This is a genomic window from Paenibacillus sp. 01T424, from assembly GCF_056398745.1.
In genome coordinates this window covers 40,478-53,428 of the sequence record NZ_JBFTPZ010000015.1, presented here as the reverse complement: position 1 = coordinate 53,428, position 12,951 = coordinate 40,478, and the positions used below count along the sequence as shown (strand labels likewise).

Sequence of the window (12,951 nt, the reverse complement as noted above, 5' to 3'; positions counted from 1 at the left end):
CTTTATTAGAAAGCTAAGTTTCAATTTTATAAGTAAGCTTATAAGTTAATATGCTGCTTGGTAATTTTACTTATAAAAATTTGACTCTACTACCGCTTACGCTCAGAATATAAGTAGTAGTTATTGGAGCTAAAGGAGCCTGCATATGAGTATTATAATTGTAGATGATAATGCTACTAACCAGATTATTATTAAAGCTATTTTAAATAAAGAAGGTTATAAAAATTTGAAAATCGCGTCCTCGGCAAAAGAGCTTTATACGATGCTGGACATTGATTGTACGCTATCGACTGAATCAAACGTAGATTTGATTTTGATGGATATGATGATGCCGGAGATTGATGGCTTAGAAGCTTGCAAACGAATATTGCAGGTGGAGCGCTATAAGGATGTTCCGATCATTTTTGTTACTGCGCTTGGCGATTCCAGCAAGATGGCGGAAGCGCTTGATGCCGGTGCCAGTGATTACGTGATGAAGCCGATCAACAAGATGGAGCTGCTCGCAAGGATTCGATCTGCTTTAAGGCTCAAGCGAGAAATTGATTGGCACAAAGAAAGAGACAGGCAGATTAAAGCAAAGCTGGAGCTAGCCAAAAAGGTGCAAAGAAATGTATTAAGCCAGCCGATCAACGATGATCATGTGGCGATAAGCGCTGTATATCAGCCTTCTTCGGAGCTTGCGGGCGATTTTTACGCATGGTATCCGATTGATGAGAATCGTTACGGCGTTATTTTGCTGGATATGATGGGACATGGCATTTCTTCTTCACTGGTTTGCATGTATATCTCCTCGGTTCTTAAGGATACAATTACGCATATTACCGATCCAAGTCTTGTTATGCGCGAGCTGAATCGGTACATGAACCAGCTGTATAAGAAGGAAGAACTGCTTAATTATTATTTTACCGCCATTTATTTAGTGCTGGATACGAATAAGCGGGTCATTGAATATGTAAATGCCGGACATCCTCCGGGAAAAGTGCTAATTGGCGATGAGACAACCTTGTTGACTGCAGGCTGCTGTGCGATTGGGTTGTTTGAAAATATCGACATCCAAAAGGGCAGCATCTCTTACGAGGATCATATGAAGATCGTTCTTTATACGGATGGATTAAGTGAATCTCTTGGAGATAAAGAAGAGGATAAGCTTAATATGCTTGTCGAACAGCTAGTGAAAAAAGATGCGAGTGAGCATGCGGAAATGGTCAGTGCGTTTTTATCGGAGCATGCGAGTGTCAGCCAGAAGGACGATATATGCTTAGTCATGATTGAAACCAAATAAATTTCCGGCTTGGAGATATCATTATATTTTAAAAATAAATGTTTAACCTGTTTCAAAGCAATCCGAACGGTTTATATGTAAGTATAAGCAAAAGGAAGCTCGACAATCCCGCATAGGAGGGAGATAATTATGAGGACGTTTATTCTTATTGGTTGTTTAATCGGAGGTATATTCGCATACACGGGAGATATTGGACAGGTCACCGCAACATATTCGCCAGTGACGGCTTCAAGCCCAGTGAAGGCGATAAAGGCTGAGGAAGCAACTCATGAAATTGTAATCGCTTCTGCATCTCCCTCTACTGTAACGGAAGTTACCTATGCAGCAGAATCAACACCGGTTGTGAAGGCAAAAAAACCAAAATTTACGCTTCAAACGGTTAACGGCATCACGCTTTATGATGATCCAAGCCTTGTGATTCAGAAGCTGGGTAAACCAAAAAGCAAAACGGCGGACCCGGATTTAACCGATCTGATCACCTATGAATACCCGAATATGAATGTCATCTTTAGTGGTGAGTTCATACAATCTGTTGAAATGGCGGAGAATACCAAAACGCTGCTGATTGATGGAAGTGAAGTTGCAGCGACAGTAGATGCTGTAAAGGATGCGTTAGGGGAACCCGATTATGTGACGGAGGACGGTATCGTATTCGAGCGAGATGAAGCCTTATTAAAGCTTTTCATTGATGCGGATACGCAGAAGCTGACGTCCATTCATTACTTCCACAGCTTCTCTATGTAATAAATCGCTTGTACAGCTTGTACAAGGAGAAGGATCTTGATACTATTTATTAAACAAAAGTGAGCGGAGTGAATGGAATGAAAGCTGAGCAATTTCAAGTCAAGCAAGAAGAGACACAAAATCAAATTATTCTTCATGTAAGCGGAGAGTTGGACTTATCTGTAGTGCCGCAGCTGCGGGCAGCTCTGGAGCCGGTTATGAACCGCGAAGATAAAGCATTGATTCTAAATCTTAAACATTTAAAATATATCGACAGTACCGGAATCGGCATTATCGTTTCGGTGCTAAAACTTCGTGATGAGCTAAAAGCACCGTTTTTCGTGCGGGATATTCCTTCCGCGGTTAAGCGTCTGTTTGACATCACAGGCATTTCCAGATATTTAATAGAAGGGACAGAGGCCCAAGCATGAATGCCATTCGTTTACAAATACCGGCCCATGCGGACTATATCGATCTGGTCAGAATCTGTCTATTCGGAATTGCCTCAAAGATGAGTTATGCATATGAAGAAATGGAAGATATGAAGGTGGCTGTTTCTGAAGCCTGCAACAACGCAGTTATTCATGGCGTTCAGAACTCCGAGCAAGAGGTTATCGACGTTTCCTTTGAACCAACTGAAACGGGATTAACGATCAAAGTAAAGAACAGTGGATCAGCTTTCCCTTTATCGGATGCACTCGATAAAGCAGCTCCGCTCCCTGAAGCCGACGTTAGCGGGCTTCGGGTCGGAGGCCTAGGCATTTATTTAATGCAGGCGCTGATGGACGAGGTAGAGGTTCATCCATTGGAGAATGGAACGGAAGTCGTCCTAACCAAATATTTGGATGCAGCAGCAGAGGCTTAGTGTGATTAAGGTTACAAAAACATAAAAAAAGCGGTGCAGGAATATTTCCTGCACCGCTTTTTTTTTTGATTCTGATCTAGAGCTGCTGGATAATTTCCCATTGACTTCCAAGTGTATTACATGCATAATACGCTTATGAAGTGTATTATGCGCGTAATACACATTTGCGATGAATGTGAGGTATGACTATGAACACGATTGAAGGCTGGACGGAAGTTGCGTTCAATAATCGGGACCCTGTTTATTTGCAGGTGGTCCGTCATTTTAAAGAACGAATCGCAACGGRCAAGCTTGCCGCTGGCCAGGAAACTCCCTCGAGAAGGGAGCTGGGCACGCTTATGAAAATTAATCCCAATACGGTACAGAAAGCGTATAAGGAAATGGAGGAGCAGCAATTGATTATTACGGAAGGAAACTCACCTAGCCGAATTACGAATGATAAAGAACTGCTGAATCAAATAAGATCGGAGCTCATTGGCGAGGCGGTAGGTGCTTTTGTGGCGTCGGTGCGCAAAATTGATGTACCTATCGAAGAGCTGCTGCAGCTGGTTAAAAACAAATATGAGGAAGGTGAGCCGGAGCATGATTGAGGTAAAAGACATGCATAAGCGGTATCGACGCCGCGATGTTCTGAATGGCGTTTCTTTTACCGTGCAAAAGGGAGAAATCGCTTGCCTTATCGGCGTGAATGGAGCCGGTAAGTCAACGATTCTGAAGGCAATCATGGGACTGACTCCAATATCGGCAGGCTCGATCCTTATTGATGAACAACTTTTAAGTCCAAGCTTGTATGAGAAAATAGCGTTCGTGCCCGATCATTTGACGATGCCAACCAGCATGAAAATATCCGAAGCGATCAGGTTTATGGCTGACTTTTATGAAAGCTGGAATCCAAAACGCGCAAGTGAGCTCATGCAGTTTTTTAAGCTGGAGTATCCGGAAAAAATCGGGAACCTGTCGAAAGGAACTGCCGCTAAATTCAATCTCATGCTGGGATTGGGACAAGATGCTGATTATATCTTAATGGACGAACCGTTTTCCGGCATTGACTTGTTCAGCAGAGAAACGATAGTGGACGTGTTTACGAGTGAATTGATTGAGGGGCGTGGCGTTTTGCTCACAACGCATGAAATCGGAGAGATGGAGCAGCTCATTGATAAAGCTATTTTATTGCAGAACGGTAAAATAAACAAATCGTTCTACTGCGAAGAAATGCGCAGCGAGCAAGGGAAATCAGTCATTGATGTGATGAGAGAGGTGTACCGAGGATGAACCGTTATTTGAAGCTTGTTCATATGGAAGTACATCGTTTCCGCTGGGTGCTCGCTATTCTAATGGCAATTGTTGCGATTACCCAATTTGCTTCGCTCATTTGGGCGACGACCAAAGAATTGTCATTTCGAGAAAAGCTGTTGTTAGAGACCGTAGACAAAAGTCTCCTGGGTGGTTTTTCTCCTCAATATTTATCGTTTGAATGGGCCATTTTCAGCTCGCAGATGGGTTATATTTTGCCGATGTTCCTTAGTATAGGTGTACTTGCCTTATATGTTTTTGTTATCTGGTACCGTGATTGGTTTGGCCGTTCTACTTTTGTATATCGATTGCTTATGCTGCCAACGGCTAGAAGGAATCTTTATTTAGCCAAAATATCGGCATTTCTCCTGTTCGTTCTTGCGTTTATTTCGTTACAATTACTATTGCTCCCGATTCAGCATATCGTATTCAACCTCATCGTTCCGGCTGATCAGCGAATAGACTCCCATATCGTTGAAGCGATCATCAGCAATCAAGCACTTGTATGGCTTATTCCGCAGCAGTTTGAACAGTTTGTTTATTTATACGGCTTTGGAGCCATCGTTGTAGTCGCTGTGTTTACTGCCATTTTGCTGGAGCGAAGCTATCGCCGTTTAGGCATTTTATATGGCGTGCTTTATTTGGCCGGTTGTGTGTTCGTTGTGGCAGCTCCATTTTTATTTTTGTATATGGATCAGTACTATAGTTATTTGTATCCCTATGAAATATTTGCGCTTGGGCTAACCCTGTGCATTCTTGTGCTCGGCATTTCGGTGTGGCTCGGCATGCGGCTGATGGCCAAAAAGATTACGGTGTAAGGAGAATGTTCATGAGACGTTATTGGTTATCGATCTTAATGGTTGTGCTCGTTGTAAGCGGAATAGCCACTTATTATTCATATGGCAGATTAGATTTCTTGCCTGATTATAAGCTGGAAACGATACAAGGCGATGCCAAGGAAGGCGCTGTTATCGAATTATCAGGCTCTCAATATTTAGAGAGACGCTCCGAAGCTCTAAATATTAATTTCAAAGGAAGCGAATATTACAGGTCGAACGAAAATATGCGTAAAAATGTGCTTAGCGGAGACTCATGGTTCTATAAGCAGCCTGACATTAAGCAAATGATAAAAGATCATAAGTCATTTATGCGGGGTAAACTTAATGCACAAGGCTTTTACAGAGACGAGGAGTGGATTGTCTATGCAGAAGTTAAAGCAGAAAAAAAGGGCTCAGAAGCCGCAATTGCGGTATTTCAGCTGCAGCTGCTTGAAGAATCAACAGACAAAGTATCGAAACTTAAAGTGACTTATGAGCTGCCGAAAGCTGTGAAAACGACAAGAGTGAACAATTTCAGCAATAATTATATGAATTTAGTGGATGTTCAAAAGGTAGATGAAGAGATTCATTTGCTCGTCAGTACATATGATTACGACAATGAGAGCAGCAGGTACGAGATATTTGTCATCGATATGAAAAGCGGGAAGCTGCTGCGTAATACGAACATCGAGTCACTGGGCATCAAGTCCACAAGTAATAAAAAAGATGTTCAAATCCAAATTGGGCATATGGGGGATTCAAGTGGCCAATACAGTTCTCCTTTCGAGAAAATAATCTTTATTGTAAGGGAAGAGAAAATTAGCCAAGAAGATCGAGAAGCGAACAAGGTACCAGAAACGCTAAGCGAGAAATATTTTGCCTATTCCTACCGTACGGGCTTAATGACTGAATTGACTAATTTAGTGATTAAGGAAGCGTGGACGAGCCTGCAAGGCGATGAGTATTATGTAGCAAAAAGTGGACCTGAACACATCACCTTATCGCGGTATCATTTATCAACTAATAAATTCGAGCAAGCTTATGCCAAATTATCCGCAGAGCAGTTGAACGTAGACGAGATCAAATTTCTGTTGATTAACTCAAATCGTGTATACGTTATGACTCAACATGCAGATGTTGCCGGAGCATCTGTGCTCGATCTTGCAACAGGGGAGTTGCTCTATACTGGCCGTGTTGTTGAAATCGGCAATGGCAAGCAAACACCAGAAGAATTAAAGGAGAATTTACATTTAAATAATATGGAAATTGTCGGAAAAATAAATGGATGAGGAAATGTTATGAGCAGAGCCATTCTAACACCTTGCAAGCTCCAGCAATTAAAAGGAGTTGAGCCATACGCCTATCAGGTTGCTCACTTTATTTTGCAAGATGCATATCTCGCTGAAGAGGCAGCAAAAGCTGCTTTATTGCAATTATGCCTTGCTCTCAAGCCATTCGAGGGAACGGCGGAGGAGCTTCAATGCCTAGCGAAAAAATTAACGATTAGCGCCTCGATTAAAGCAGCAGGTTCGGTTTCGATTAGCCGATAGGAGACAAACGAGATCATCCATACGTTAAAACGGAAAGAGCCAAAATCCTTAGGATAGGATTTTGGCTCTTATTTGTTTCGTTAGTGAAGCAGCTTTAGCTAATTACTTATTTTGCGGAAAATTCGTTCTGACTGATTAAAATCCTCGTATTTGATTTTATGAACCGAGATTAATGATTCCATATTGCCTAGTGCCAAGAAGCCTTGTAGAGCGAGGCTTTCAAAAAACAAAGAATGAACACGGCTTTGCAGATCCGGGTCAAAATAAATGAGAACGTTCCGGCACAAAATAACATGAAACTCATTGAAAGAACGATCCGTTGCCAAGTTATGCTGGGCAAACATCATATTTTCTTTGATATAAGGATGGAATAAGGCATGCTCATAATCAGTCGTATAATAAGAGGAAAATTCTTTTGTACCGCCAGCCTGCAAGTAATTTTTGGTGAATCCTTGCATTCGTTTGAGCGGGAACTTCCCTTGTTTTGCACTCTCGATAACATGCTCATTCATATCCGTTGCATAAATCTTCGCTTTATCCAGCAAGCCCTCCTCTTGGAGCAGGATAGCCATCGAATAAACCTCTTCTCCAGTCGCACAGCCCGCATGCCAAATGCGAATTTCAGGAAGGTTCCTAAGAAAAGGAATAACATCCTTGCGGAACGCAGCAAAGAAATTTGGATCACGGAACATTTCCGTTACTCGTATGGAGAAATCATTAAGCAATATATGAATAAATCCAGGCTCATGGAGCACCTTCTCAAGGAGAGAGGTGATCGTGGGCAAGCCTTCAAGATTCATTCGATGCGTAATGCGTCTGCGAAGCGATGAACGCAAGTAATTGCGGAAGTCATAACCATAGACGCGGTAAATACCGTCCAATAACAAATCGATTTCGATTCGTTCCAGATCATCGAGCGTTAATTCATTATAATCTACAGCTTCTTCATTTCCTTGACTGGTCAATTGCCCACCTGCTTCGTCAACCATACCCGCATCAGCGAGAAAAGCTGGTCCATATTTAGAGGTTTGCTAATATAATCGGAAGCACCGGCTTCCAAACATTTGTCGCGATCGCTTTTCATCGCTTTCGCCGTAAGCGCAATAATTGGCGTATCCTTCATTTTGGTATCCTGACGTATGATTTTCATCGTTTCAAAGCCATCCATAATTGGCATCATAATGTCCATGAGCACAATATCGAAGTCGGATTGTTCTTTTATAATGTCCAAGCATTGTCTACCATTGCTTGCCACGGTTACGTTAAATGCTTTGTTCTCAAGCGCTTTGACGAGAGCGAATACATTACGGGAATCATCCTCGACGAGCAGTACCTTTTTCCCTTTAAATAGAGTGCATTCATCTTCCGATAAGTCAGAAATGTTATGATCATCGGCAATATCAGGTGAGGCATCGATGACCACAGTTTCTGAAGCTGCTGCGACCTCTTGATTAAGGGATACAAGCTGTTCTTTCTCCATATCAGGCAGACTTGGTACATAGAGAGTAAAAGTACTCCCTTTTTTTGGCGAGCTTTCAAGGACGATACTGCCGCCCAGAAGCTTAGTAAATTCATTGCAAATGGATAAACCTAATCCTGTTCCGCCATATTGACGATTCGTTTCGCCATCGACCTGCTGGAACGCTTCAAATATTAGCTGCTGTTTATCCAGTGGAATGCCTATTCCGGTGTCGGTTACAGATATGGCCAAAACGTCTTTATTTATATGTGCTGGTACAAGTTTTTGTACTTCATGTGAGCCAGCCTTCTGGATGTCGAGAGTAACTGATCCTTTTTCCGTAAATTTAAAAGCATTGGACAGTAGATTTTTCAAAATTTGCTGCAGCCGCTGACCATCTGTATAAAGCAATTGAGGGACATTAGCATTGACGTTAATATGGAAAGCTATTTCTTTCTGCTCAGCGACAGGTTGGAATAGCAGCTTCATATGTTCAGGAATTTCACTTACGTTTACTTCATCCATCGTCAAGATGAGTTTTCCGGCTTCGACTTTAGACAAATCAAGAATGTCATCTATTAGCGTTAATAGATCTTTACCGGATGTATTAATGACTTTAGCATACCCTTCTTCATCCGAATTAAGCGTATGGTTCTCATTTTCCGCAAGGAGCTGAGAGAGAATTAAGATGCTGTTTAATGGAGTACGAAGCTCATGCGACATATTAGCCAAAAAATTGGATTTGTACTGCGAGCTTTGTTTAAGCTGCTCCGAATAGGCCTCGAGCTCTTCTTTTGCTTTTTCCAATTCCTTTGTTTTCTGTTCGGCAAATAGATTCTGTTCCTCTAGATGCTCAGTAGTCATGCGCATTTCCTCTTGCTGCATCTGAAGCTCTTCAGACTGTGTCTGCAGCTCCTCGGTTTGCGTTTGAAGCTCCTCCGTCATCACTTGCGATTCGCTAAGCAGCCTCTCGATTTCCATTCGGCCAACAACGCTGTTAATCGCAACGCCAAAATGAGTATCGATTTGCTCAAGCAGCTTTAGGTGCTGAGAAGTGAACGACTCGGTGGAAGCAAATTCAACGACAGCTACTACTTTGCCTTCATACTCGAAAGGCACGATTAGGATGCTCTTAGGCTGAAGCGTTCCAAGACCMGAGGTTAAGTTAATTCGATGCTCTGGAGCCGTGTTCAACAAAAACGTACGTTTCTCCACTGCCGCTTGACCGATAAGGCCTTCGCCCAATCGGAAGCTTTCTAGTCCTGACTGATCGCCATGGGCTGCATAGGAAGCCATTTTCACAAGTCTCTGCTGCTCGCCTGCACCTTGGCGGAGATAAAATAAGCCATAGGCTGCACCTAGAATTGGAGCAAGCTTCGTGAGAAAAGAATCTGCTAGCGTTGATGTATCATTAATGCCTTGATTCATCGTTGCCACCTCGGCAACTTTTGTTTTGATCCAATCTTGGTCGTTTATATTATCAAGCAAACTATTGGTAGCTTCAGCGAGATCTTTAATTTCATCTCTTGTATTTACTTTAATACGAGTGGATAAATCCCCTCCGGAGGATGCGATATCGTTTATCGTCTTCACAACCTGTTGGATCGTTTTAACGATTGCGCCGGAAACAAATGAAACGATGATGAAAGCAATAACTGACACAATAAGCAGCATGAGATACAAGCTAATAATGAGTATGTCATTTCGATTTTCCAATTCAGCAATATGCTCTTTCGTTGAAGTGATTTCATTTTGTCGCAAGGTTTCTAACTGTATCCGAAGAGAATCAATTTGGTCTTTTCCAATATCGTCATTATAGAAATCAATAATACCTTGCGTATCGTTATTTTTGCGCATGGTTAGAGTAGGCTCACCGGCAATTTCGATCCAATTTTGTATGGTCAGTTTTATTTCTTCCATAGTTTTGAGTGTAGTTGGATTGTCGGATAAATACTGGTACAGTGCGTTATAGTTGGCTTCCCATTCGCTTTTTCCACGAATATAGGGCTCTAAATAAAGGTCATTGCCCGTAATCACATAACCGCGCTGGCTAGTCTCCATGCTTACGACATTATAGCGAATACTGGTAATCAAATTATGCACTTCGATGTCTCGACTTGTAATTGACTCAATTTCTGTTTGTAAGGATGATATTCTCTCGCTGACGACAAGGATAGAAACGCCTAAGCAGAGTATGATCAGAAAATAGCCGAGTAAAATCTTTGAGCGGATTTTGAAACGTAAATTACCCAATAGAATAAACTCCTTTATATGAAAGAATTCTAGTAACAGTCTCCCTTTATTATAGCATGAATGAGTGCATAGAATATTCCTGCCTCTTATATGAGAAAAACCGCTTTTTGTTTCAAAGAATGAAATAGCGGGTATGTAATGAAAAAAAGGAAGTGATGACCGATGGATCTACTTATGCAAATCAGTATTGCGGTTATAGCGATTGCTTTTCTTGTTCTCTTGTATTCACTAATTCAAACGTTGAAAGTATTGCGAGGTGCACTTGATGAAATGAGGCAAACCGTTGGCTCGCTGCGAACTGAAGTGACTCAAATTAGCGTTGAGGTGAAGGAGGCTATTCATAATACGAATGCAATGACACTTGATGTACGAACGAAGCTAAGCTCGCTCGATGTGTTGTTCGCATCCGTCAATGATCTTGGTCACGCCTTGCACTCATTTACTGGAGCGGCTAAGGAATCGGCAGCAAGCGTAGTTGCTTCGATAAAAGGTGAAGGCAAGAAGAAACCAGCATCTGAACCTAGCTTAATAAGTACGATATATGATGGTGCGATTTCCACAATAAGGATATGGAATAAAGTGAAGAAAATATAAGCTATAATAGGAACATAGAAGAGAGGACAGAAGCGACTATGAACTCATTCATTCGTTTATCGATTCCGGCGAGAGCAGAATTTATTGATATTGTTAGACTTACATTATTTGGCGTTGCGAACAAAGCAGGTTTTTCCTATGAGGAAATTGAAGATATGAAGGTTGCTGTAACCGAGGCTTGTACGAACGTAGTACTCCATGCATACAGCAATAGCCAGCCTGGTGTAGTGGATATTAGCTTTGAGCTTGAGGAAGAAGGGCTCTCTATTCGCATTAAGGACGAGGGTACGAGCTTTAAATATGAGCCATCCGCAAGTAAAACCGAGTCTCTGCACAATAAAGAACTAAGTGAAGTAACGGCTGGTGGACTTGGGCTGTTTATGATGCATGCATTGATGGATAAAGTGGAAGTGTTTTCTGAGAGAGGCACTGAGGTAATTTTGACCAAGCTATTTGGTAGGAAAGAGGAGATGGCATGAACGCAAATTCATCCTTCCTGGATCCAGAACATATGATTGAAAAAATAAAATTGTATCAGCAATCGAATTGTAATGAAGTTGCAACCGTATTGCTGCAGCATTTTGAGCCCATTGTGAAGATGGCAGCTGCAAAGATGTCCCGCAGCAGACCAGATCTCTATGAGGATTTATACCAAGTCGGTCAGTTGTCTATGCTGCGTTTATTTAGGCAGTATGACAGCTCGCGTGAAATCCCATTTGAGGGATATGCAATGAAGAGCATTATCGGGCATTTGAAAAACTATTTGCGAGACAAGTCTTGGTATATCCAGGTGCCGAGACGGATTAAGGAAAAAGGCTTGCTGATTCAGCAAGCCATCGATCACTTAACCGTTGAGCTCGGCCACTCGCCCAAAATGGAAGAAATTGCGGTTCATTTGGGGCTTTCGGTGGAAGAAACGATAGAGATACTTTCTTGCCGCGAATCCTATCATTATGTATCGCTTGATACTCCATTATCAAGCGAAGGGGAAAGCGCTGCTACTATAGGCGATCTAATTGGTTCAGACAAGGACGATTATCAGAATGTTGATAATCGTCTAGACTTGGAGGAGGCGATGGATCAACTGAAAGCAGAGGAGAAGAAGGTACTTATTCTTGCTTATCATAATGGTCAATCTCAGCGTGATATAGCCGATCAGCTTGGCGTATCGCAGATGAGCGTTTCTCGCATACAAAAGCGGGCGATTGAGAAGCTGAAGGTACTGCTCGCAGATCATAGCGCTGAATTTGGAATGTAAAGCACTTTTATTAATTTTTAATATATTAAAAACCCCCTTTCCATCTTGATGGAAAGGGGGTTTTTGTTATAAGCCTTATTGTTATTGAACCGGATCGGGTACCATGCCATTCTCAATGACTTGTGCATTGGTTTCCATGTTCTCCATATCCTCGCCAAGCTTAATCATCTCTTCTTCTGTAGGTGCCATTGAATTTGTAGTTGATTCAAGCTCGTCTTTCATTTCATTACCTCCCAGTTGTTGCAAGTCCATCCTTGACATCATCTTTAGCAGAGGAAATGGAATCCATAATATGCTGATTTGATTTTTTGGCGTGATCTACCAAGTCGCCAGCTTCCTCTTTGATATTAGTTGCTATATCCTTCGTGTTTTGTCCGACGGCAGCAGCTAAATCCTTTGTATTATTTCCCACCGTAGTGGCAATTTCCTTTGTCTTTTCGCTAATCGTCTTGAACTTGTTGGAGAGATCCTCCCGCAGGTTTGCACCTGTTTTTGGTGCGAACAGCAGAGCTGAAATAGCACCGATAGCACCTCCTACAATTGCGCCAATCAATACGCCGTTACTAGAGTTTTCTCGTGACATTTGTCATCTCTCCTCGATTTGTATTTGTCGATCAAGTTGATCAACGTTGTTTGAATTTCTTAGTTATATATAAACGAAAACAAACGTTTTGAAACAAATCAATAAGGAAACTATTGACAATTAAAGGGAGACGATGCTACGATTTGTTTCGATTTCTCACTTACTTGCTAGGAATTATGTGATATGAACGGTTGAGTAAATCGATTGCATGGAATAATTTATATAAAAAGATTGAGAAGGAGGGCGTTTATATTTAGTAAGATGAAAAATTAG

Annotated in this window: 16 protein-coding genes; 12 read left to right on the top strand and 4 right to left on the bottom strand. The window is 41.8% G+C overall.

Annotated features, from left to right (window positions below; genetic code table 11):
• Positions 1-145 precede the first annotated feature (145 nt).
• The 9 genes from AC1DPK_RS13835 to AC1DPK_RS13795 all read left to right on the top strand — a co-directional run bounded on the left by AC1DPK_RS13835 (position 146) and on the right by AC1DPK_RS13795 (position 6,531).
• Positions 146-1,282: a SpoIIE family protein phosphatase gene (locus tag AC1DPK_RS13835; protein ID WP_430059551.1), complete on the top strand. Its 1,137-nt coding sequence runs from the start codon at positions 146-148 to the stop codon at positions 1,280-1,282.
• A gap of 129 nt (positions 1,283-1,411) precedes the next feature.
• Entirely contained in the window at positions 1,412-2,026 is a 615-nt protein-coding gene (locus AC1DPK_RS13830) for a hypothetical protein (RefSeq protein ID WP_475443853.1), read from the top strand.
• A 77-nt stretch (positions 2,027-2,103) separates the two neighbouring features.
• A complete protein-coding gene (locus tag AC1DPK_RS13825) occupies positions 2,104-2,436 on the top strand; it encodes an STAS domain-containing protein (RefSeq protein WP_076269057.1) in 333 nt (110 codons plus the stop codon).
• Positions 2,433-2,870, top strand: a complete 438-nt coding sequence (gene rsbW / locus AC1DPK_RS13820; protein ID WP_477510669.1) for an anti-sigma B factor RsbW — start codon at positions 2,433-2,435, stop codon at positions 2,868-2,870. The genes AC1DPK_RS13825 and rsbW (AC1DPK_RS13820) overlap by 4 nt, the downstream gene beginning before the upstream one ends.
• Positions 2,871-3,058: 188 nt before the next feature.
• Positions 3,059-3,460 (top strand): GntR family transcriptional regulator, encoded by a 402-nt coding sequence (locus tag AC1DPK_RS13815; RefSeq protein WP_477510668.1) that lies wholly within the window; start codon positions 3,059-3,061, stop codon positions 3,458-3,460.
• Positions 3,453-4,142, top strand: coding sequence for an ATP-binding cassette domain-containing protein (locus AC1DPK_RS13810; RefSeq protein ID WP_477510667.1), 690 nt, complete (start codon positions 3,453-3,455; stop codon positions 4,140-4,142). The genes AC1DPK_RS13815 and AC1DPK_RS13810 overlap by 8 nt, the downstream gene beginning before the upstream one ends.
• Positions 4,139-4,981 (top strand): hypothetical protein, encoded by an 843-nt coding sequence (locus AC1DPK_RS13805; RefSeq protein WP_477510666.1) that lies wholly within the window; start codon positions 4,139-4,141, stop codon positions 4,979-4,981. Before AC1DPK_RS13810 ends, AC1DPK_RS13805 begins: the two co-directional genes overlap by 4 nt.
• 11 nt (positions 4,982-4,992) lie before the next feature.
• On the top strand, positions 4,993-6,270 hold the full coding sequence (locus AC1DPK_RS13800; protein ID WP_477510665.1) for a hypothetical protein: 1,278 nt from the start codon (positions 4,993-4,995) through the stop codon (positions 6,268-6,270).
• A 9-nt stretch (positions 6,271-6,279) separates the two neighbouring features.
• The gene (locus AC1DPK_RS13795; protein WP_430059564.1) at positions 6,280-6,531 is read left to right on the top strand and encodes a hypothetical protein; all 252 of its coding nucleotides are present in this window, start codon (positions 6,280-6,282) and stop codon (positions 6,529-6,531) included.
• Between the two features lie 98 nt (positions 6,532-6,629).
• Here AC1DPK_RS13795 and AC1DPK_RS13790 read toward each other — a convergent pair whose 3' ends face one another.
• Together AC1DPK_RS13790 and AC1DPK_RS13785 are read right to left on the bottom strand one after the other, a co-directional pair.
• On the bottom strand, positions 6,630-7,520 hold the full coding sequence (locus AC1DPK_RS13790; RefSeq protein WP_477510664.1) for a CheR family methyltransferase: 891 nt from the start codon (positions 7,518-7,520) through the stop codon (positions 6,630-6,632).
• Positions 7,493-10,243, bottom strand: coding sequence for a response regulator (locus tag AC1DPK_RS13785; RefSeq protein ID WP_477510663.1), 2,751 nt, complete (start codon positions 10,241-10,243; stop codon positions 7,493-7,495). The genes AC1DPK_RS13790 and AC1DPK_RS13785 overlap by 28 nt, the downstream gene beginning before the upstream one ends.
• Before the next feature lie 162 nt (positions 10,244-10,405).
• Here AC1DPK_RS13785 and AC1DPK_RS13780 point away from each other — a divergent pair, with 162 nt between their 5' ends.
• From AC1DPK_RS13780 to AC1DPK_RS13770, 3 genes are read left to right on the top strand one after another with little or no spacing between them, the layout of a single operon-like run.
• Positions 10,406-10,837: a DUF948 domain-containing protein gene (locus AC1DPK_RS13780; protein ID WP_076269047.1), complete on the top strand. Its 432-nt coding sequence runs from the start codon at positions 10,406-10,408 to the stop codon at positions 10,835-10,837.
• Between the two features lie 38 nt (positions 10,838-10,875).
• Positions 10,876-11,316, top strand: a complete 441-nt coding sequence (rsbW, locus tag AC1DPK_RS13775; protein WP_076269046.1) for an anti-sigma B factor RsbW — start codon at positions 10,876-10,878, stop codon at positions 11,314-11,316.
• On the top strand, positions 11,313-12,095 hold the full coding sequence (locus AC1DPK_RS13770) for a sigma-70 family RNA polymerase sigma factor (RefSeq protein WP_339204732.1): 783 nt from the start codon (positions 11,313-11,315) through the stop codon (positions 12,093-12,095). Before rsbW (AC1DPK_RS13775) ends, AC1DPK_RS13770 begins: the two co-directional genes overlap by 4 nt.
• 81 nt (positions 12,096-12,176) lie before the next feature.
• On the opposite strand, the gene AC1DPK_RS13765 is transcribed toward AC1DPK_RS13770, so the two are convergent.
• Together AC1DPK_RS13765 and AC1DPK_RS13760 are read right to left on the bottom strand one after the other, a co-directional pair.
• Positions 12,177-12,317 carry a hypothetical protein gene (locus tag AC1DPK_RS13765; RefSeq protein ID WP_339204731.1) on the bottom strand — a complete coding sequence of 47 codons (141 nt, stop codon included), beginning with the start codon at positions 12,315-12,317 and terminating at the stop codon, positions 12,177-12,179.
• Between the two features lie 4 nt (positions 12,318-12,321).
• Positions 12,322-12,678 (bottom strand): YtxH domain-containing protein, encoded by a 357-nt coding sequence (locus tag AC1DPK_RS13760; protein WP_339204730.1) that lies wholly within the window; start codon positions 12,676-12,678, stop codon positions 12,322-12,324.
• Positions 12,679-12,951: the final 273 nt, after the last annotated feature.